Here is a 21,465-nt window from a genome sequence, read left to right as displayed (position 1 = left end):
TTTTTAAGAATACAAAAAATTTTTAAATTCATAATTAAAAGTTTAAGAAAAAAAATTTTTGAATGTATTATTAGCTTGATTATATATTTGATTTCTAAAAAAAATAAGCTGAAAAAAATTACCACCTATCTGTCTCCACAAAACAGCTGAACGAATTCCTGAGAGTAATGCACAACGAATTTTGTTTTGAATTAACATATTTCTCAATATATCTTGTGATCCAAAAATTTGAATACGTGATCCTAGTTTGCTAATTGTATCTAAATATATTTTTGACAGCTGATCAGTTAATATATCATATGAATTAACACAGTTTACATTTTTTTCAATTAATATAGATATTTGATCAAATAATATTTTTTTACAAATAATATTTCTTTTTAATTTTTTTTCCAAAATAATTATTTTTAATATATAACGAAGTATTTTCCCTGATGTAATATAGCTATTGGAATTATTTAATAAAGATAATAAAGTTGTTATACCTAATTTTAAATTTTTTTCTGAATTTCCATATACAGATAATGTAGTTTGTGGATGAATATTTAATATACTATCAATACCAATTTTGAACGCACTATTATTACACATTCCAGTTTGAGACAATTGACATACGATAGCAACAGATTGACAAATTCCAGAAAGAGATAACATAATCGAATAAAAATTTTTAGTCACAATTACATTTTCCTAAAATATGAAACTCTATAGTTTACTCATAACGTTAACATAGGTAATCTTTCTTTAATTATCCCCCCTCCAAGACATAATTCTGATAGATAAAACACTGCAGATTGTCCAGGAGTAATAGATGAAATTGGATGTTTAAAAAGCACCTTTACAAAGTTTGATTTATATAAAAATATTTTGCAAGAAACATCTTTATGACAATACCGTATTTTTACTACACAAGAAAAAGGATTTTTATTTAATTTAATATTATTAATCCAATGTACTTGATGTGCTATTAATCCTATAGACATCAAATAATAATTGTTTTTACCTTGAGCAACAGTTAAAGAATTATAATTAATATTTTTATCTACTACATACCATGGAATATTTTTAAAACCTTTTATTCCCCCTATACCTAGTCCTTTTCTTTGACCTAAAGTATAGTATATTACTCCATTATGTTGACCTATTATTTTACCAGAAGTAGTTACTATATCTCCTATCTTTTTAGGGAAATAAGTTTCCAGAAATGTATTAATATTTTTTGGATTGATAAAACAAATTCCAGTAGAATTTTTTTTATTGAAAGTAGATAAATTTAAACGTTGCGCAATTTTTCGTACTACTTTTTTTGTTAATTTCCCTAATGGAAATAAACATTTTTTAAGAATATGTCTATTAATAGTATATAAGAAATAACTTTGATCTTTATTAGTATCAACCCCACGTAATAAACACAATAATTTGTTGAATTTTTTTTTTCGAACATAATGCCCGGTAGCAATAAAATCTGCCCCTAAATTATTAACAGCAAATTCGTAAAATACCTTAAATTTTATTTCTTTATTGCATAATACATCAGGATTAGGTGTTCTTCCTAATTCATATTCTTTTAAAAATATTTTAAATACATTTTCCCAATATTCAAAAGAAAAATTAACCTTGTTCAAACGAATTCCTAAATGATTACAAACTTTTTCAGCATCCGCTAAATCCTTTTTTGAAGAACAATAAACATTACTATCATTTTCCTCCCAATTTTTCATGAATAATCCTTCTACTTGATAATTTTGTTGTTTTAAAATCCATGCAGATACAGATGAATCTACACCTCCAGACATTGCTAAAATTACTTTTTTTTTTGATTTTAACATATTATTAGTTATCTAAAAATAAGAACACTTCATTAAAAAATTTTATTTAAAATTATTAATGGCATCATTAGTTAATATAGTATATTTTATTAAGTATTAATTTATATCATATAAATCTATAAACAATAAATAAATTTAATAATGTAATAAAATATTTTAATTATCTATACTATACTATTAAACTATAATAATATAACTTATACGTTGATATTATTAATAATTTATATACAAATGTATTATTTACATTTTAAAACGTTTGTTTATTTTTAATAATTGTTAATAAAAAACTAAAATACTACAAAATTATATGAAATATATTCACAAAATTTTAAGTAACACGTAATTTATTTAAAAATAGTAACATAATTTAATCATATAAATGGTAATTTTAAATTCAATGAAAGAAATAAGAAATTTTTGTATTATTGCTCATATTGATCATGGAAAATCTACTATTTCTGATAGGCTTATTCAAATTTGTGGAGGATTATCGGAAAGAGAAATGTGTTCTCAAGTATTAGATTCAATGGAACTAGAAAAAGAGAGAGGAATAACAATTAAAGCTCAAAGTGTATCGATAAAATATACATCTAAAAAAAATAAAACGTATCAATTGAATTTTATTGATACTCCAGGACATGTAGATTTTTCATATGAAGTATCACGATCTTTATTCGCTTGCGAAGGTGTACTATTAATTGTAGATTCAGTTCAAGGAATAGAAGCACAAACTGTATCTAATTGTCGAAAAGCTCTAGATATGAATTTAAATATCATACCAGTCTTAAATAAAATTGATTTACCTAATTCTAACCCTAGAAAAGTAGAAAAAGATATAGAACAAATTATAGGAATTTCTACAAAAAATTCAATATATTGTTCAGGTAAAACAGGTGAAGGAATTGTTAATTTATTAGAACGTATTATACACAAAATTTCATCACCTAAAGGAAATATAAATAACGATTTACAAGCATTAATTATTGATTCATGGTTTGATAATTATTTAGGAATAGTATCCTTAATTTGTATAAAAAATGGGATTCTTAGAATAAAATCTAAAATTAAAATAATGAGTACAAAAAAAGTTTATTCTGTAGAAAAAATAGGAATATTTACTCCTAAAAAGATATACAAAGATCAATTAAAATGCGGAGAAATAGGTTGGATTATTTGTGGAATTAGAAAAGTTGGTGAAGCACCTGTTGGCGACACGTTAACTTCTTTTCATAGTTCTTCAGAATATACGTTACCTGGTTTTAAAAAAGTTAAACCTAAAATTTACGCAGGCTTATTTACTATTCAATCAAATCAATTTCACATATTTAAAAATGCACTAGAAAAATTAAGTTTAAATGATTCATCTCTATTTTATGAACCTGAAACTTCTATCGCATTAGGATTCGGATTTAGATGTGGTTTTTTAGGATTATTGCATATGGAAATTGTACAAGCGAGATTAGAACGAGAATATAATTTAGAAATAATAACTACTGCACCTACTGTGATATATAGAATAAAAACGTATAATGACAAAGTATTATATCTTGATTCTCCAGCTAAATTTCCTCAATATAATATGATTAAAAAAATTCAAGAACCTATTGCTGAATGTAAAATTCTACTTCCAATTAAATACTTAGGAAATATATTATTATTATGTTCGCATAAAAGGGGGATACAAAGAAATTTAATATATTACGGAAATCAAGTATTATTATACTATGACATACCAATGTCAGAAATCATATTAAATTTTTTTGATCGATTAAAATCTAAATCCAGTGGATATGCATCATTAGAATATAATTTTAAGTCTTATAAAACTTCTGATATGGACAAACTAGACATATTGGTAAATTATAAAAAAATTGATGCCCTATCATTAATTATACATAAAACTAAATTAATTACTCAAACACGTAAGATAATAGAAAAAATGAAAACGTTAATTCCACGGCATCAATTTGACATTATTATTCAAGCTATGATAGGTAAAAAAATTATTATACGGGCTACTATTAAACAATTAAGAAAAAACGTATTAGCAAAATGTTATGGAGGAGATGTAACTAGAAAAAGAAAACTATTAGAAAAACAAAAAATTGGAAAAAAGAAAATGAAACAAATAGGTAATATTAGTGTACCTAAAGAAGTATTTCTATCTATATTAAATAACAAAACAAATTAACATTCGATAAATAAAAAAATATTATGGATAACGATCATTTAATCATATTTTTATTAATAATTACATTAATTACTGGAATATTATGGATATTTGAAAAAATAGAAAAATATTTTAAAAAAAAAATTCAATAGTTACTAATGTTAATAATAATCTAAAACTATCTGTATCCCTTCAAAATTATATTCAATTTATAGCATCTTTGTTTCCTATTTTTTTCATAGTATTTTTAATTCGTTCTTTTGTATATGAACCTTTTCAAATTCCATCTAGATCAATGATGCCTACTCTATTAGTAGGAGATTTTATATTAGTACAAAAGTTTGCTTATGGAATTAAAAATCCTATCACTCATAATACATTAATTAATATAAACCATCCTAAACGTGGTGAAATAATAGTTTTTAAGCATCCAAACAATAAACATTTAAATTATATTAAACGAGTAATTGGGCTACCTGGAGATAAAATTACTTATGATTCATATACTAAAAATTTAATTATACAATTTAAAGATACTCAAAAAAAACATCATACAACAACATTATTTTTTTCTCATATTTATTCAAAACCAAGCAATTTTATTCAAAAATTTGAGAACAATTCAAAATTAATCCCTTTTAACAGCTTTTTTAATAATCAAAAACAAACAAATAAAAATACCTTTCGTTTAAATATATGCACAGAAAAATTAGAAAAATTAATATATAAAATATTATTTTCTAAAGAAATAATAGACGAAGATATTATGTATTTTAAACAATCTAATCAAAAAAGAGGAACGTGGGTTGTACCAAAAAATATGTATTTTGTCATGGGCGATAATAGAGATAACAGTTTAGATAGTCGTTATTGGGGCTTTGTTCCAGAAACGAATTTAATAGGAAAAGCTACTATCATATGGATGAGCTTCAAAAAAGAAGAAAATAGTTGGCCAAAAGGAATTCGAATAAATCGAATTGGAAGTATATATTAAAATAATTTAAAATATACTAATATTTCTTATGATAAAATATATATAAAATTATTAATTAATATATAAATTAGTATAATTGGCAACAACATGAATCATAATGTAGTACGAAAATTACAAAAGACTTTAGGATATACTTTTACTAAAAAAAATTTATTAGTTCAAGCGTTAACTCATAGAAGTGCGAATAGCAAACATAATGAAAGACTTGAATTTTTAGGAGATTCTATTTTAAGTTTTGTAATAGCTAATGCTCTTTACCACTATTTCCCTAATGTTAATGAAGGAGATATGAGCCGAATGCGAGCTACTTTAGTTAGAGGCAATACCTTAGCAAAAATAGCACATGAATTTAATTTAGGTCATTACTTACAATTAGGACAAGGAGAACTAAAAAGTGGAGGCTTTAGAAGAGAATCAATATTAGCAAATACCATAGAAGCACTTATTGGTAGTATATTTTTAGATAGTAATTTAAGAACAGTAGAAAAATTAATTTTAAAATGGTATAAAAAAAGGCTAGAAAGAATCAGTCCTGGGGATACTCAAAAAGATCCAAAAACAAGATTGCAAGAGTATTTACAATCAAAACATTTGCCATTACCTGAATATTTAGTAGAACAAGTATATGGAGAAGCACACAACCAATTATTTACTATTTATTGCGAAATTACTGGGATGCATGAAAAGTTCATTGGAATTGGTTCTAGCAGAAGAAAAGCAGAACAAGAAGCCGCACAAAGTGCATTAATTAAGTTGGGGTTAGAGTGAAAGACAAAATAAACCATTGCGGGACAATTATAATTGTTGGAAAACCAAATGTAGGAAAATCAACGATAATTAACAAATTAATAAAATCTAAAATATCTATAGTTTCTAAAAAACCAAATACTACTCAAAATAACATTATTGGAATTCAAAACGATAAAGGTTTTCAAGCAATTTATACAGATACACCTGGAATATCATACAAATATACAAATTATATTAATACAACAAAATACCATTATATTAATAAAATATGTAATACTGCAGAATTAGTATTATTAGTTTTAAATAAAACTAATTGGACATTAGAAGACGATTTAGTTTTAAATACTATAAAAAAAAATAATACTCCTATAATAGCCATTATCAATAAAAACGACAAAATTTTAAAAAAAACAATTCTATTACCTTATATAGAATTACTAAGAAAGAAATATTCGTTTCAAGATATTTTACCTATTTCAGGGAAAACTGGGGAAAATATTGATATTTTATCGAAAATAGTTAAAAAATTTTTACCTATTTCTAAACCAAAATTTTCACCTAATCAAATAATAAATCATAGTTTATACTTTCATGTTAAAGAAATCATTAGAGAAAAATTTATATTTTATTTAGGAAAAGAACTTCCTTATTCAATCAAAATTTACATTGAAAATATTAATTTTTTGAAAAAAAAAACTTATATTATAGAAGCTATAATAATTGTTAATAATAGCCAACATAAAAAAATTATTATCGGACATAAAGGGAAAAAAATAAAATTATGTGGTAGTATAGCTAGAAGAGAATTAGAGCGATACTTTAAAAAATCAGTATATCTTTCACTTTTTGTGCGAAAAGATTCACGATACAAACTTTATTAATTAAGGATTATTAAATTATATGAGTATTATTGGTATAGGCATAGATATTTTATCTATAGAAAGAATTAAAAATATTGTTTTAAAATTAGGAGAAAAACTTTCTCATCGAATATTATCTAAATATGAACTTAATGAATATAAACGAAGTAGTAATCCTATTATCTTTTTAGCAAAAAGGTTTTCTGTTAAAGAAGCAGCTTCAAAAGCATTGGGAACAGGAATAAAAAATGGAATAAAATTTAATAACTTTGAATTGTATCATAACAAATTGGGGAAACCACATTTGAGATTATTTAAAAAAGCAAAAATAATTGCTAAATTCTTGAATATTAATTTAATTCACGTAAGTTTAAGTGACGAAAAATTTTATATATCCACTATTGTTATTGCTGAAAATAAATAAGATTATACGATATTTTATAAATAATTATTTTTTCTTCTATTTTTAAAAAATTTTTGTAATATACTTGTACACTCTTGCTCTAAAACGTTTTCTGTAATTATTATTTTATTTTTTTTTATATGTTTTAAAACATTACTTTTTATAAAGTTATAATTACTTTTATTATTATAACTTGTTCCAAATACTAATCGAGAAATTCTACTATGTATAATCGCTCCATAACACATAAAACATGGTTCTAATGTTACATATAATGTTGTACTTAATAAACGATAATTTTTTAAGTATAATCCTCCTATACGTAATGCTATTACTTCAGCATGAGCAGTAGGATCATGTTTAGAAATAGAACTATTTGAACCTTTTCCAATAATTTTATTATTTAAAACTAGAACTGCTCCAACAGGAACTTCTTCTTTTATCTCAGCCAATTTAGCAAACTTAATAGCGTATTTCATAAAATATATATCATTTTTATTCATGTGTCTGCCTGAAAAAGTTTATTATATAAATATTGATCAATTACAACGATTAATTTGTTTTTTCATAATTCTATTTTTTTCTAGTTTCCATTGAGATTTCTTTTCTGCTTCACGTTTTTCAAATTGTGTTTTTCCTTTTGCAACAGCTATATTCATTTTGCACCAATTATTTTTTAAAAAAAATGATAAAACTATAGCTGTATAACCACTTTTATAAACTTTATTATATAAAAAAACGTTCTCGTTTTTATTTAATAATACTTTTCGATGTCTAGAAAAATTACGTAAAGTATGCAAATTAGTAGTATGAAGAGCGCTAAATTGTGATCCAATTAAATAAACTTCGCCTAAATTGAAAGAAATATAACTATCACTAATATTTACATGACCTGATTTAAATGCTTTAACTTCCCAACCTAATAGTACTAAACCTGCTTCTAAAGTATCTTCTATAAAATACTTATGCTTTGCTTTTCTATTAACAGCAATATTTACGATTGAATGATTTAGTTTTTTATTTATCATTATAAATTCTAACCTCAAATTTAATAAAATCATACGTTTTACTTATCTTATTTTTATAAATATTTGCAACGTTAATTCTATCAATATTATTATTACACTTATAAATAATTACCGTAAATATAACATAAAATGAAACCAATTAAAATTGTTGTTATATATGCTTTAAAAGATCAACAATATATAAAGAAAATTATATTAAAACATAGAATTTCTGTAGAGAAAGCAATACTACTTTCTAAAATTGTTGATACAAAAATAATAGATATAAGACAAAATAATGTAGGTATTTATGGGAAAATAGTTAACTTAACAGATCTTGTAAACCATAGAGATCGAATTGAAATTTATAGACCACTATTAATAAATCCAAGAGAGTTAAGACGAAAAAAAATCTTATTAAGAAAAATATAAAGTTCTTTTATTCATATTCTTGCAGAAAATATAAAATATATAGTTATTATTTTCTGCAATAAAAATATCTTTCATAATTTAAGTTTTATCATTTGGTTTAGATACTATAACCATTGCTGGACGTAATAATCTTCCATTTAATAGATATCCTTTTTGCATAATTGAAATAACATAATTTTCTTTTATATCGTTAGAATGTTTCATAGTTATAGCTTGATGTATATTAGGATCAAATAAAATATTTGAATCATCTATTGGTTCTAAACCGAATTGTTTTAATAATTTTAAAAAATTCTTTAAAATTATTTTTAATTCATCGAATACAGGCATTAAGTTCTTATCGTTTTTATTAAATAATTTCAATGCGTACTCAATATTATCAATAGTAGGAAGTAAAGAACTAATAAAATTATTTAAAGAAAATTTATAAGTATCATCTAAATTTTTTTTTACTCTATTATGATATAACTTTATTTTTTCTTTTGATAATAACTTTTGTGCTAATAATTCTTCTTTAAGATTTATGATGGTATTATTAAGTACATCTACTTGTTCTTTATTAACATTTTGATTTGCTTTTGATTTACAATCATCTAAATTGACATCATTGATATCATTCTTATTTAATGGTTCTCTTTTCATGTTCATCAATATATACTCCAAATAATATAATATTTTATTTCTATAAAATAAAATGTTTTGTACAATTCAAAATATAAATAAGGTTTATTCATATACTAATATATGAAATAATTTTAATAATCTTTAATTAATGGAGGTTGATAAGTAATTCCCATATCCCATGGTTGCTCAATCCAAACTTTTTGGGGTATATCCATAATATATTCATCTACTAATAATTTTCCCATAGGTTTAGCAAAAATAGCAACAAATGTTGCTTTTGAATACATATGACGAATTATACGAGCTGTTCCTCCAGTATCTACTAAATCGTCTACTATAATAATTTTAGATTCATTAAAACTTTTTATAGAAGCGTGTTTTAAAATTTTTAAATCACGTAGATGGTTATGATCATAACTAGATACACAAATAGTATCAACATATCTAATATTTAGTTCTCTTGCCAATAACGCTGATGGTATTAAACCACCTCTACTAACTGCAATAATTCCCTCCCACTTTGTTATTGAGAGTAATCTATAAGCTAATTGTCTAGCATAAATTTGTAACATATCCCAAGTAACAATATATTTCTTACTCATAAAAAAACCTATAACAATATAATTGTATAATTATCTAGATTTAATTAGATAAAAAATTACAAAATTTATGCTGAAATTATTTTTCGAATTTTTACTGTCATTTGTTGAAAGATAAGCTAAAGCATGTAATGTTGTTAGTATTATTTATATACATTTGTTAATTTTAATATACTATAAGTATTAAAGTGGGTAATATTAACGGTTTAATTATTAAACATTTCATATAATATATAACATGATGAATTACCAAGAAGAGAAGATAATATAAAATACAGTATAATTAAAAAATTCGGTGCGGACGGGACTCGAACCCGTGACCCCCGGCGTGACAGGCCAGTATTCTAACCAACTGAACTACCGCACCATGACTTATTAGTGACTTTAGTTTTGAATTATATAACTTAATATTGTTTTTGTCAATATAGTTAAATATGTTTTACTTTTCTACCCAAATACACTTTCCCGTCTTTTTAAGCATATATTTTAGATATTTCTTATGGATAATATTTTCATAATCAGTTGCAAATATAACTTTTGTTTGCATATATTTTGAATAATAAACTTCTTTTTTATGATAATTATTAGTGCTTTTATTATTTAAAAAAGGTAAAGACTCTTGAAAATTAGTCATAAACATATATACTTTAGATAATAATTTAGCATCATAAATAGCACTATGAACGTTTCGATTTCTAGTATTAATTTTATATCGAGAACACAAAGCATCTAAAGTATTTTTTTTTCCAGGAAATATTCTACGTGCCATTACTAGTGTATCAATAACGTTACAGCGTTTTGAAACGTTTTTAATATCTAAATTCAACATACTTAATTCATAGTTAATAAAACCAATATCAAATTTAGCATTATGAATAATTAAATCAGAAGTATTAATATATTCTAAAAACTCTTTAGATATTTCAGAAAATTTTGGTTGACCTATAAGAAAATCATTAGAAATACCATGAATTTTAAAAGCAGTATCATCTATTAATCTATTAGGGTAAACATACGAATGAAAATTATTTCCTGTGATATTATTGTTAATAATTTCTATTGCCCCAATTTCAATAATTCTATGATTTTTATAAAAACAACCAGTAAAATTCATACCAGTTGTTTCAAGATCTAAAACAATTTTTCTATTATTTTTTTTCATATATTTTATATAATTATAAGGAAATTTAATTGTGTCCAAATTTGTTAAAATATTTTCAGATGGATCGTGTTTAGGAAATCCTGGGCCGGGAGGGTACAGTTCAATAATTCAATATAAAAATCATGAAATAATTATCAGTTCAGGTTTTTATTTTACTACAAATAATCGAATGGAATTAATGGGAGTGATAAAAGCTTTAGAAAAACTTAAAAAACCATGTATAATTGAAATAATAATTGATAGTCAATATGTAAAAAAAGGAATATCATTATGGATAAAAAATTGGGAACGAAACCAATGGAAAACTAAAAAAAATAAAATAGTCAAAAATATTGATTTATGGTTTCAATTAAATATGATGTCACGTTTACACAATATAAACTGGAATTGGGTAAAAGGGCATTCAGGACATATAGAAAACGAAAAATGTAATACTTTAGCTCAGCGTTCTGCTAAATACCCTACTTTAGAAGATATTGGATACATTTGTTAAAATATTAAATCTACAATTATCGATTATTCAATTAAAAATTAAAATGTTATGTATAAAATTTTAAAATTATTAAAATAAGTAATAAATATATATGCAAATCAAACATATTCCTATACTGCTTGACAACTACGTTTGGATTATCATAAATCATCATAATCATTGTATTATTGTTGATCCAGGATGTCATATACCAATTATTAATGAAATTAAAAAACTTAATATCCACCCTATAGCTATCCTAGTCACACACCATCATGATGATCATGTTAAAGGTATTAAAAAATTATTAGAAATTTATCCTAAATTATTAGTTTACGGGCCAAAAGAAACTTGCATATTTGGTACAAATAGAATATGTTCAGATAATGACTGCATTCATATTTTAAATTATACATTTAAAGTTTTATCAACTCCAGGACATACTTCTAGTCATATTTCTTACTATAAAAACCCACATTTATTTTGTGGAGATACATTATTTTCAGGGGGATGTGGAAAAATAGAAAATGGAATGACACTAAAAATGTATAGTTCACTTAAAAAAATTATGTGCCTTCCTAATAGTACTAAAATTTACTGCTCACATGAATATACACTAAATAATTTGAAATTTTCTGCTTCTATTTTTTTAAACAAAGAAGTTCTTGAATTTTATAAAAAAATAAAAAACATGCGTCTAAATAATAAATGTTCACTTCCTAGCAATTTAGAAATAGAAAAAAAAATTAATCCATTTCTAAATTTAGACAAATTAGAAATTCAAAATGCAACAGGAATTCATAAAGACTTAATGTTTAAATTAAATATACTGTCGCAATTAAGGAAAATTAAAGAAAGGTATAAATATTAAATTTGGAGCTAAGCGGGATCGAACCGCTGACCTCCTGCGTGCAAAGCAGGCGCTCTCCCATCTGAGCTACAGCCCCATTTAAAATGGGAAATTTTAAAGATAAATATTAAAAATGACTTGATAGGCCTGAGTGGGTTTGAACCACCGACCTCACCCTTATCAGGGGTGTGCTCTAACCAAACTGAGCTACAAGCCTGTTTTATACAAAGATCAATCAAAAAATTTGTGTGGACACAACCTAAAATTAAGAATTATTTATAAGGAGGTGATCCAACCGCAGGTTCCCCTACGGTTACCTTGTTACGACTTCACCCCAGTCATGAACCACAAAGTGGTAAGCGCCCTCCAAAAACAACTTTGGTTAAGCTACCTGCTTCTTTTGCAATCCACTCCCATGGTGTGACGGGCGGTGTGTACAAGGCCCGGGAACGTATTCACCGTGGCATTCTGATCCACGATTACTAGCGATTCCGACTTCGTGGAGTCGAGTTGCAGACTCCAGTCCGGACTACGACATACTTTATGAGGTTGGCTTATCTTTACAGAGTTGCATCTCTTTGTATATGCCATTGTAGCACGTGTGTAGCCCTGGTCGTAAGGGCCATGATGACTTGACGTCATCCCCACCTTCCTCCGGTTTATAACCGGCAGTCTCCTCTGAGTTCCCGGCCGAACCGCTGGCAACAGAGGATAGGGGTTGCGCTCGTTGCGGGACTTAACCCAACATTTCACAACACGAGCTGACGACAGCCATGCAGCACCTGTCTCATAGTTCCCTAAGGCACTTTCTTATTTCTAAAAAATTCTATGGATGTCAAGACCAGGTAAGGTTTTTCGCGTTGCATCGAATTAAACCACATGCTCCACCGCTTGTGCGGGCCCCCGTCAATTCATTTGAGTTTTAGCCTTGCGGCCGTACTCCCCAGGCGGTCGACTTAACGCGTTAGCTTCGGAAGCCACTTCTCTAGGAAACAACCTCCAAGTCGACATCGTTTACGGCATGGACTACCAGGGTATCTAATCCTGTTTGCTCCCCATGCTTTCGTACCTCAGCGTCAGTATTCATTTAGGAGGTCGCTTTCGCCACAGGTATTCCTCTAGATATCTACGCATTTCACCGCTACACCTAGAATTCTACCTCCCTCTATGATACTCTAGTTTATCAGTTTCAAATGCAGTTCCTAGGTTAAGCCTAGGGATTTCACATCTGACTTAAAAAACCACCTACGTACTCTTTACGCCCAGTAATTCTGATTAACGCTCGCACCCTCCGTATTACCGCGGCTGCTGGCACGGAGTTAGCCGGTGCTTCTTCTTCGGGTAACGTCAGAAAATATATTTATTAGATAAATTTTTTTCTTCCCCGCTGAAAGTACTTTACAACCCTAAGGCCTTCTTCATACACGCGGCATAGCTGCATCAGGCTTTCGCCCATTGTGCAATATTCCCCACTGCTGCCTCCCGTAGGAGTCTGGACCGTATCTCAGTTCCAGTGTGGCTGGTTATCCTCTCAGACCAGCTAGAGATCGTCGCATTGGTGAGCCATTACCCCACCATCAAGCTAATCTCGTCTGGGCTCATCTAAAAGCATAAGGCCAAAATTTTGGTCCCCTACTTTGGTTTTTCAACATTATGCGGTATTAGCCACCGTTTCCAGTAGTTATCCCCCTCTTTTAGGTAGATTCCCAGATATTACTCACCCGTTCGCCGCTCGCCGACAAGAAAAAAATTCTTTCGATGCCGCTCGACTTGCATGTGTTAGGCTTGCCGCCAGCGTTCAATCTGAGCCATGATCAAACTCTTCAATTGAAAATTCTTTTATAAAAAATAAAAAATTACTTTTTAATAAATAAAAACATTTAAATAATTTTGTTCTTGAACTTTGGTGTGCCCACACAAATTTTTTGATATTTTTTTAAAGAGCATTACTTCTAAACTTTTTACATAATTACATTTTTTACCTTGTTTGTCAACAATTTTCAATGTAAATTTTTATATTTATATATATAATTTATAAAATTAAACTTTTATTTTATGAAAATAAAGTACAATATAACTTAATAATCAATTATAAAAACTAACTTTAAACTATTACACTTCTATACAAGATGTTTAATTACTGCTAAATACTTATTGTAATAACTGTTTAAATATTAAAATATAAATAAAGAACATGAATATAAAATCAACATTAACTCAACATGTTACTCAAGCTTTAATAGATAATGGAATAAAAAATTTCCATGACCTTTTAATCAATAATACTAATTTGAAAAAACCATGGAATTATCAAATTAATGGAATAATTAAAATAGCTAAAACATTAAATAAAAATTCTTATGACCTCGCCAAAAATATTGCTTCTAATATTTGTATACATGAAATATATCAAAAGGTTCAAGTTTCTAAACCTGGATTTATTAATATCTTTTTAAATGAACAGTGGATAATTAAACAATTAGAAAAAAAAATAAGATCAACACGACTAGATATTAAATATGTCAAACCTAAAAATATTATTATAGATTATTCATCCCCAAATATAGCAAAAGACATGCATGTGGGTCATTTACGTTCTACAGTTATAGGGGATGCTACAGCTAGAATTATGGAATTTCTTGGACACAACGTTATAAGAGTAAATCATATCGGAGATTGGGGTATACAATTTGGAATGATAATAGCTTATTTAAAAAAAAACAAAAAAACAATAAAAATTACTAAGAACGTAAATTTTAATAAAATATATCAAAAAGCAAAAATAGAGTACGAAAAAAATAAATTGTTTTCAAAAAAAGTAAAAGAATACACTTTAAAACTACAATCTTCACATAAATATTATACAAGAATTTGGAAAAATATTGTTGATGCTACCATTAAAAAAAACGAAAAAATTTATAAAACGCTAAATGTGACTTTAACTAACAAACACATTACAGGAGAAAGTTTTTATAAAAATATGTTATCTGATGTTGTAAACGATCTTAAAAATAAAAAAATTGCAGTGAAACATAACGGAGCAACAATGGTTTTTTTAAACGAATTTAAAAATAGAGACGGGTATCCAATGGGAGTCATTATTCAAAAAAAGGACGGAGCTTTTCTTTATTCTACAACTGATTTAGCATGTTTAAAATATCGTTGTGAAATACTTCAAGCTGATCAAATTTTGTATTATATTGATGTTCGACAAGATCAATATTTAAAACAAATAATAGAAATAGGAAAACGAGCTGGATATATATCTAATAATTTAGAAATTAAACATCATATGTTTGGTATGATATTATCTGAAGATAATCAACCTTTTAAAACTCGATCCGGAAAAAATATAAAATTGTCTACTTTACTAAATGAAGCAATAAAACGAGCTAAAATCATTGCAAAGAAAAAAAATCCTGCAATTTCTGTAGAAAAACTGAACTACTTATCTAAAAAAATAGGAATTGGAGCAGTAAAATATTTTGATTTATCTAAAAATAGAACAACTAACTATATCTTCAATTGGAATAATATATTATCATTTAATGGTAATACAGCCCCTTATATTCAATATGCATATACTAGAATATTATCAATATTTAAAAAATTAAAAGTTTCAATGCTAAATTTAAAAGGAAAAATTCAACTTACAGAAATGTATGAAAAAAGACTTGGTTTAAAATTATTACAATTTGAAGAAGTAATTTTAGAAACTTCTAATAAAGGAATGCCTCATATGATATGTAGATATTTATATGAACTTTCAACAATTTTTTCACATTTCTACGAAAACTGTCCTATATCATTATCTAAGAATATTAATATCCGATATAGTAGATTAATTTTAGCATTTTTAACTGCAAGAACATTAAAAAGAGGTTTAAATATTATTGGAATTTCAACAATCAATTATATGTAAATACATAAATTTAATCCTTTAAATTCATAACGATAATTTTAACATTTATTTTAAAGTTAAAGTTATAATATGTATTCACATTTATTTAACACATAATAATATACATTATACTAAACACATAATAATTAAGAATATATTCAGATTAAGATCCTACAACACTAGTAATATATATTTTTTTATTATTATCTTCTAATTCTAAATTAGATAAAATAATTAAATTTGAAAATATTTTTAACAATATTTTTGATAAATGCATGCGTAATTTATGATTAACTAATAGTACTATTGGATTATGAAGAAGAATTTGATTATCAATAGCTTTCTGTAATTCTTTTAAAAAATAACCGTATAAACCTGGTTCTAAAACACCACTATCATTACTCTCATTTTTAAAAGTTTGTAACAATATACTTTCTAACTTAACACCTAATCCTATTACTTTAAATTCATTATCTTTAAAAATTTTTTGAATAATTAATTTTTGCAAAGAAATTCGTACCAAACTAGTTAGCATCAATACATTATTTTGATAAGAAGCAGAATTTATTATTAAAGTTTCTAAAATAGTTTGCATATCACGAATAGGAACGTGCTCAAATAACAAATTCTGAATTACCTTATGAAACGTCGTCAAACTAATAGAGTTTGGAATTAAATCTTCAATAAGTTTTGGAAAATACTTACTAACATAATCTAATAACTGCTGAGCTTCTTGTCTTCCAAACAATTTACTAGTATTATCTAAAATAATCTTATTTAAATGAGTAGGAATAATAGTAATATCTCGAACTACATTATAACCTTTACGTTTTGCTTGAACTAATAAAGATCGATCAATCCAAAAAGATCGAAAATTAAAAGTAGGATCAACTGTTTCTTCTACTGGTAATGCATCTAATGTATGATTCGAATCAATTGCTAAAAATTGATTACATTTTACTATTCCCCTACCTATTTCAATTCCTTTAATTAATATTCGGTAAGTATCGCTAGGTAAATAGATACTGTTCCTTATATGAACTAATGGAGGTAAAAATCCAATTTCTTTAGCACAATGTTTTCGTACATCTTTAATCTTATTCAATAAATTCTCTTCGTTTTTACTTTGAACCATTGATATAAGCTGACTGCCTAATTCAATTCCTATAGAATCTTCGAATTGAACATCATTCCAAGTAGCTTCTTTAAAGCTATTAGGAGTATTCAAACTACTTTTTTGTAATATCGATAACTTTTTAAACTTCAAAGGATACTTAAATAATAACCAAGACAATATAAACAGAAAACTAGTAAATAATAGAAAAATAATGTTTGGCATACCAGGAACTAATCCAAGAACTCCTAAAACTATCCCACTTAATAGTACTACCTTAGGATTATAAAATAATTGACTAATCATTTGTTCACTAACATTTTGTTCTGTACTAACTCGGGTAACAATAACACCAGAAGCAGTAGAAATTACTAAAGCAGGAATTTGAGCTACTAATCCATCTCCTATAGTTAATATAGTATATACTTCTGCTGCTTTTGTAAAAATCATACCATGTTGTAGTATACCAACAATTAATCCACCAATAATATTAATTCCCATTATTAATATGCCTGCTATAGCATCACCTCTAACAAACTTACTTGCTCCATCCATAGAACCATAAAAATCAGCTTCTTGTGCAATTTCTAATCTGCGTTTTTTAGCTTGCTCTTCTCCGATTAAACCTGAATTTAAATCTGCATCAATTGCCATTTGTTTTCCTGGCATACCATCTAATATAAATCTAGCCCCAACTTCTGCAATCCGTCCAGCTCCTTTAGTAATGACCATAAAATTTATAATAACCAAAATAATAAATACAACAATACCTATTGCAAAATTTCCACCGACTAAAAAATGGCCAAATGCCTGAATTACCTTTCCAGCGGAATAAGATCCTACATGTCCATACAACAAAATAACTCTTGTAGACGCAATATTTAAAGCCAAACGCAATAATGTAGAAAATAATAAAACTATAGGAAATGCAGTAAACTCTAATGTATGTGTAGTAAACATAGAAACTAATAAAATTACAATCGATAAAGCTATATTAAAAGTAAAAAATAAATCTAAAACAAATGGAGCTAAAGGCAAAACCATCATTGACAAAATAATTAAAATCAATAGAGGACCAGATAATACTTGCCATTCAATTGATTTGAATCGCCTTAAAATTTTTGATGATAATGAAGTATTAATCATTAATTTTATCCTCTTCTGTAGCACGCAATTCTAAAGGAATAAAAAAATTACTTGGTTGTTTAGGAAAAATTCCTCCTTCTTTTTTCCAATTTTGAACTTTCCATACCCATGCTAATACTTCTGCAATAGCTGCATATAACGTAATAGGTATATACTGCCCAATATTTGTATAACGATATAAAACACGAGCTAATGAATATGAAAAAAGAATAGGAATAGAATGTTTATCTCCTATTTTTCGAATTCTTAATGCTAGTTCACCAGAACCTTTTGCTACTATTTTTGGTGCACTCATACTATCTTTATTATACTGTAATGCAACAGCATAGTGAACAGGATTCATAATAATTACATCAGATTTCGATACACTAGATAACATACGTCGACGCATTGCTATTCGCATCGCTTGACGAATACGAGATTTAATATATGGATTTCCTTCAGTTTTTTTATATTCGTCACTTTTTTCTTTACGAGTCATACGAAGTTTCTTATAATAATTATGTCTCTCCCAAAATATATCAAATAGAACGATGGGAATTATTGAAATTAAAATAATTAAAATACATGAAAAAATTATAAAAAAACCATATCTTAATGCAAAAACAATATTTTTGTCTAAAAAATTTAAAGATCTTAAAAAAAAATAAGATATATAAATATATACGATATAACCGACTAATAAAATTTTTAATATTGTTTTAAATAATTCTATAAAAATTTGATTTGAAAATAATCGCTTTAATCCTGTCAAGGGATTCAACTTATCAAAACGAAACGTTATAGGCCTTACATAAAAGTTAAAATTACTAAAAATTATCGATAACAATATAATTAAAAATATAGGAAAAAAAAGAACTTTAAATAAATAATAAATATAAGATGTTACAAATAATACTGAATTAGAACTAAATACACATTTATCTTCAATAATACAATGATTAAAAGTTAAACTAAACCGAATAATTTTTCCAAATAGCATCACTATTTCTTTTTTATTAAACCAAAAAACTATCAAAGAACTGATCAAAATCAATAATGAGTTTAATTCACGAGAATATCTTTTATTTCCTTTTTTTTTAGCTTGCTTTAACTTATAACTTGTCGGTTGTTCCGTTTTTTCTTCATTATTATCATCACTCATAATGATATCTTTTTTATTAAGTAACTTGTTTTATATAGTATATAATTACTACAAACAAAATAAAGTATTTCTAAAAATAATCACACATAGTAAAAATCAACATATAAATACAAATTTATTAAATTTCAAATGGTTCTAAAATCTACTATAAACAAAATTTTATTTAAGGATCAAGTAAATGCATGCTAAAAAATATTTATTTTCAACATTAAAAGAAAATCCTAAAAATACAGATAGCATTAGTCATAAACTCATGTTACGAGCCGGGATAGTTAGACAAAGTTCTTCAGGTATATATACTTGGTTACCTACAGGGTTACGAATATTAAAAAATGTAAATAAAATAATAAGAGAAGAAATAAATAAATTGAATGCACTAGAAGTTAAAATGCCAATATTACAACCTGAAAATTTATGGAATTTAAGCAATCGGAAAAATATCTATGGAAAAGAACTATTTAAAATATTAGACCGAAATAATAACAAATTTGTATTAGGCCCAACTCATGAAGAAATAATAACAAACTTAATTAGTAACGAATTACAATCATATAAGCAACTTCCGCTGTTGCTATATCAAATTCAAACTAAATTCAGAGATGAAATTCGACCTCGAAGCGGAATAATACGATCTCGAGAGTTTATTATGAAAGATGCTTATTCTTTTCATATAAACTCATTGTCATTAAATAAAACTTATGATTTAATGTATAAAACGTATAAAAATATATTTTCAAAAATGAATTTGAAAGTTTGTATTGTAGAAGCCGATTCTAATTCCATGGGAGGAACCAAATCACATGAATTTCAGGCGCTAAGTAACAATGGAGAAGATAGAATAGTATTATCAACTCAATCCAGCTATTCAGCTAATATTCAAGTAGCAACTTGTAAAAGAAAAATTATAAAACAAGATAAATTATTGATAAACCCTGAAAAAAAAGAAAACTATATTATAATTACCCCAAATCTTTCAAGTACAGGTCATTCATCAAATAAAAATACAATTAAAACAATTTTAGTTAAATTTAAAAAAAATAAAAAATATAATTTTATAGCTGTATTAATCAGAGGAGATCATACTATCAACGAAAAAAAAGTTTCAAAAATTAATATGATTTCTCATCCCATAAAATTTGCTTCTAAACAAGAAATATTTAATATAACTGGAACTACATTAGAATTTATAGGACCAATTGGTCTAAATTTACCTATTATAGCTGATTTTTCAGTTATTACTCTTAAAAACTTTACTATTGGATCAAATATTACAGGGAAATATTTTAATAACGTTAATTGGGAAAAAAATCTTCTAACACCTAAAAGTTTTGATATTAGAAACGTTGTAGAAGGAGATACTAGTCCTGACGGGAAAGGAACATTGGAAATTAAAAAAAGTATTGAAATAGGTCATATTTTTCAATTAGGAGAAAAATACTCTCGAATAATAAATGCTCAAGTACAAGATAAAAATGGACGTAAAACTTTTTTAAAAATGGGATGTTATGGAATTGGTGTTACACGAACTATAGCTGCTATTATTGAACAAAATAACAATGAAACAGGAATTGTTTGGCCTATTTCTATAGCTCCTTTTCAAATAGCTATTATACCTATTAATTTTTATACGTCTAAAAAAGTACAAAAGGAATCAGAATTGATTTATATTTCTTTAAAACAAAATAATATTACTGTAATATTAGATGATAGAAATGAACGTGTTGGAATAATGTTTTCTGACATCGAACTTATAGGTATACCTTATATTATCGTAATTAGTGAAGATCTTATAAAAAATAATAATATAGAATATCGAAATAGACAAAAAAATATAACAAAAATTATTCCTAAAGATAAAATAATCCCAATAATTATAAAAAACATACAACAATCATAAAATAAAATGGTTAAATTATTTTATATTTTATAATAAAAAATTTAGCCATAAAATGGTATTATATTTTTTTTAATTAAAATTTTTAAAATTATAAAACATATTATATGATTA

The 21,465-nt window shown here is 25.9% G+C and carries 19 protein-coding genes, 3 tRNA genes and 1 rRNA gene; 10 read left to right on the top strand and 13 right to left on the bottom strand.

Going from position 1 to position 21,465, the window contains the following annotated elements:
• Window positions 1-42: 42 nt before the first annotated feature.
• On the bottom strand, window positions 43-678 hold the full coding sequence (gene hflD, locus UAT33_01230) for a high frequency lysogenization protein HflD (GenBank protein ID XBC44069.1): 636 nt from the start codon (window positions 676-678) through the stop codon (window positions 43-45).
• A gap of 38 nt (window positions 679-716) precedes the next feature.
• On the bottom strand, window positions 717-1,829 hold the full coding sequence (gene mnmA, locus UAT33_01225; GenBank protein ID XBC44068.1) for a tRNA 2-thiouridine(34) synthase MnmA: 1,113 nt from the start codon (window positions 1,827-1,829) through the stop codon (window positions 717-719).
• A 397-nt stretch (window positions 1,830-2,226) separates the two neighbouring features.
• On the opposite strand from mnmA, the gene lepA reads away from it, so the two are divergent.
• The 5 genes from lepA to acpS all read left to right on the top strand — a co-directional run bounded on the left by lepA (window position 2,227) and on the right by acpS (window position 7,027).
• Window positions 2,227-4,020: a translation elongation factor 4 gene (gene lepA, locus UAT33_01220; protein ID XBC44067.1), complete on the top strand. Its 1,794-nt coding sequence runs from the start codon at window positions 2,227-2,229 to the stop codon at window positions 4,018-4,020.
• A 199-nt stretch (window positions 4,021-4,219) separates the two neighbouring features.
• Window positions 4,220-4,993, top strand: a complete 774-nt coding sequence (gene lepB / locus UAT33_01215) for a signal peptidase I (protein ID XBC44066.1) — start codon at window positions 4,220-4,222, stop codon at window positions 4,991-4,993.
• Window positions 4,994-5,080: 87 nt separating this feature from the next.
• Window positions 5,081-5,761, top strand: a complete 681-nt coding sequence (gene rnc / locus UAT33_01210; protein ID XBC44065.1) for a ribonuclease III — start codon at window positions 5,081-5,083, stop codon at window positions 5,759-5,761.
• A complete protein-coding gene (era, locus tag UAT33_01205; GenBank protein XBC44064.1) occupies window positions 5,758-6,624 on the top strand; it encodes a GTPase Era in 867 nt (288 codons plus the stop codon). The genes rnc and era overlap by 4 nt, the downstream gene beginning before the upstream one ends.
• Window positions 6,625-6,643: 19 nt before the next feature.
• The gene (acpS, locus tag UAT33_01200; protein XBC44063.1) at window positions 6,644-7,027 is read left to right on the top strand and encodes a holo-ACP synthase; all 384 of its coding nucleotides are present in this window, start codon (window positions 6,644-6,646) and stop codon (window positions 7,025-7,027) included.
• Window positions 7,028-7,041: 14 nt separating this feature from the next.
• On the opposite strand, the gene tadA is transcribed toward acpS, so the two are convergent.
• On the bottom strand, window positions 7,042-7,509 hold the full coding sequence (tadA, locus tag UAT33_01195; GenBank protein ID XBC44062.1) for a tRNA adenosine(34) deaminase TadA: 468 nt from the start codon (window positions 7,507-7,509) through the stop codon (window positions 7,042-7,044).
• A gap of 36 nt (window positions 7,510-7,545) precedes the next feature.
• Window positions 7,546-8,034, bottom strand: coding sequence for an SsrA-binding protein SmpB (gene smpB / locus UAT33_01190; protein ID XBC44061.1), 489 nt, complete (start codon window positions 8,032-8,034; stop codon window positions 7,546-7,548).
• 129 nt (window positions 8,035-8,163) lie between these two features.
• Between smpB and UAT33_01185 the strand changes: the two genes are divergently transcribed.
• Entirely contained in the window at window positions 8,164-8,445 is a 282-nt protein-coding gene (locus tag UAT33_01185; GenBank protein XBC44060.1) for an RnfH family protein, read from the top strand.
• Between the two features lie 78 nt (window positions 8,446-8,523).
• Here UAT33_01185 and grpE read toward each other — a convergent pair whose 3' ends face one another.
• The 4 genes from grpE to dnaQ all read right to left on the bottom strand — a co-directional run bounded on the left by grpE (window position 8,524) and on the right by dnaQ (window position 10,830).
• A complete protein-coding gene (grpE, locus tag UAT33_01180) occupies window positions 8,524-9,093 on the bottom strand; it encodes a nucleotide exchange factor GrpE (protein XBC44059.1) in 570 nt (189 codons plus the stop codon).
• A gap of 107 nt (window positions 9,094-9,200) precedes the next feature.
• Window positions 9,201-9,671 carry a xanthine phosphoribosyltransferase gene (gene gpt, locus UAT33_01175; protein ID XBC44058.1) on the bottom strand — a complete coding sequence of 157 codons (471 nt, stop codon included), beginning with the start codon at window positions 9,669-9,671 and terminating at the stop codon, window positions 9,201-9,203.
• A gap of 290 nt (window positions 9,672-9,961) precedes the next feature.
• Window positions 9,962-10,035: transfer RNA gene (locus UAT33_01170), tRNA-Asp, on the bottom strand.
• A 72-nt stretch (window positions 10,036-10,107) separates the two neighbouring features.
• Window positions 10,108-10,830: a DNA polymerase III subunit epsilon gene (gene dnaQ, locus UAT33_01165; GenBank protein ID XBC44057.1), complete on the bottom strand. Its 723-nt coding sequence runs from the start codon at window positions 10,828-10,830 to the stop codon at window positions 10,108-10,110.
• Window positions 10,831-10,861: 31 nt separating this feature from the next.
• Here dnaQ and rnhA point away from each other — a divergent pair, with 31 nt between their 5' ends.
• Together rnhA and gloB are read left to right on the top strand one after the other, a co-directional pair.
• Entirely contained in the window at window positions 10,862-11,323 is a 462-nt protein-coding gene (gene rnhA, locus UAT33_01160; GenBank protein ID XBC44056.1) for a ribonuclease HI, read from the top strand.
• 91 nt (window positions 11,324-11,414) lie between these two features.
• Window positions 11,415-12,173, top strand: coding sequence for a hydroxyacylglutathione hydrolase (gene gloB / locus UAT33_01155; GenBank protein XBC44055.1), 759 nt, complete (start codon window positions 11,415-11,417; stop codon window positions 12,171-12,173).
• Window positions 12,174-12,176: 3 nt separating this feature from the next.
• Here gloB and UAT33_01150 read toward each other — a convergent pair.
• The 3 genes from UAT33_01150 to UAT33_01140 all read right to left on the bottom strand — a co-directional run bounded on the left by UAT33_01150 (window position 12,177) and on the right by UAT33_01140 (window position 13,982).
• A tRNA-Ala gene (locus UAT33_01150) sits at window positions 12,177-12,249 on the bottom strand.
• A gap of 45 nt (window positions 12,250-12,294) precedes the next feature.
• Window positions 12,295-12,369, bottom strand: a tRNA-Ile gene (locus UAT33_01145).
• A 62-nt stretch (window positions 12,370-12,431) separates the two neighbouring features.
• Window positions 12,432-13,982 (bottom strand): 16S ribosomal RNA (locus UAT33_01140).
• A gap of 364 nt (window positions 13,983-14,346) precedes the next feature.
• On the opposite strand from UAT33_01140, the gene argS reads away from it, so the two are divergent.
• Entirely contained in the window at window positions 14,347-16,074 is a 1,728-nt protein-coding gene (argS, locus tag UAT33_01135; GenBank protein ID XBC44054.1) for an arginine--tRNA ligase, read from the top strand.
• Between the two features lie 142 nt (window positions 16,075-16,216).
• Here the strand turns inward: argS and flhA are convergent, their stop codons facing one another.
• Both flhA and flhB read right to left on the bottom strand, forming a co-directional pair.
• Complete coding sequence (gene flhA, locus UAT33_01130; GenBank protein XBC44053.1) at window positions 16,217-18,313, bottom strand: flagellar biosynthesis protein FlhA; 2,097 nt, start codon at window positions 18,311-18,313, stop codon at window positions 16,217-16,219.
• On the bottom strand, window positions 18,306-19,457 hold the full coding sequence (gene flhB / locus UAT33_01125) for a flagellar biosynthesis protein FlhB (protein XBC44052.1): 1,152 nt from the start codon (window positions 19,455-19,457) through the stop codon (window positions 18,306-18,308). The genes flhA and flhB overlap by 8 nt, the downstream gene beginning before the upstream one ends.
• 178 nt (window positions 19,458-19,635) lie before the next feature.
• Here flhB and UAT33_01120 point away from each other — a divergent pair, with 178 nt between their 5' ends.
• On the top strand, window positions 19,636-21,354 hold the full coding sequence (locus UAT33_01120; GenBank protein ID XBC44051.1) for a proline--tRNA ligase: 1,719 nt from the start codon (window positions 19,636-19,638) through the stop codon (window positions 21,352-21,354).
• Window positions 21,355-21,465 lie beyond the last annotated feature (111 nt).

The sequence above is a fragment of the Buchnera aphidicola (Floraphis choui) genome, assembly GCA_039830045.1.
In the GTDB taxonomy this organism is placed as follows: Bacteria; Pseudomonadota; Gammaproteobacteria; order Enterobacterales; family Enterobacteriaceae; genus Buchnera_B; species Buchnera_B aphidicola_AX.
This window is presented reverse-complemented; position numbering and strand designations above follow the sequence as displayed.

Coding starts and splice junctions, on each gene's coding strand:
- grpE (XBC44059.1), bottom strand. CDS start 9,093: ATGAACATGAAAAGAGAACCATTAAATAAGAATGATATCAATGATGTC.
- argS (XBC44054.1), top strand. CDS start 14,347: ATGAATATAAAATCAACATTAACTCAACATGTTACTCAAGCTTTAATA.
- flhB (XBC44052.1), bottom strand. CDS start 19,457: ATGAGTGATGATAATAATGAAGAAAAAACGGAACAACCGACAAGTTAT.
- gpt (XBC44058.1), bottom strand. CDS start 9,671: ATGAGTAAGAAATATATTGTTACTTGGGATATGTTACAAATTTATGCT.
- UAT33_01185 (XBC44060.1), top strand. CDS start 8,164: ATGAAACCAATTAAAATTGTTGTTATATATGCTTTAAAAGATCAACAA.
- rnc (XBC44065.1), top strand. CDS start 5,081: ATGAATCATAATGTAGTACGAAAATTACAAAAGACTTTAGGATATACT.
- tadA (XBC44062.1), bottom strand. CDS start 7,509: ATGAATAAAAATGATATATATTTTATGAAATACGCTATTAAGTTTGCT.
- UAT33_01120 (XBC44051.1), top strand. CDS start 19,636: ATGCATGCTAAAAAATATTTATTTTCAACATTAAAAGAAAATCCTAAA.
- lepA (XBC44067.1), top strand. CDS start 2,227: ATGAAAGAAATAAGAAATTTTTGTATTATTGCTCATATTGATCATGGA.
- mnmA (XBC44068.1), bottom strand. CDS start 1,829: ATGTTAAAATCAAAAAAAAAAGTAATTTTAGCAATGTCTGGAGGTGTA.
- acpS (XBC44063.1), top strand. CDS start 6,644: ATGAGTATTATTGGTATAGGCATAGATATTTTATCTATAGAAAGAATT.
- dnaQ (XBC44057.1), bottom strand. CDS start 10,830: ATGAAAAAAAATAATAGAAAAATTGTTTTAGATCTTGAAACAACTGGT.
- flhA (XBC44053.1), bottom strand. CDS start 18,313: ATGATTAATACTTCATTATCATCAAAAATTTTAAGGCGATTCAAATCA.
- smpB (XBC44061.1), bottom strand. CDS start 8,034: ATGATAAATAAAAAACTAAATCATTCAATCGTAAATATTGCTGTTAAT.
- gloB (XBC44055.1), top strand. CDS start 11,415: ATGCAAATCAAACATATTCCTATACTGCTTGACAACTACGTTTGGATT.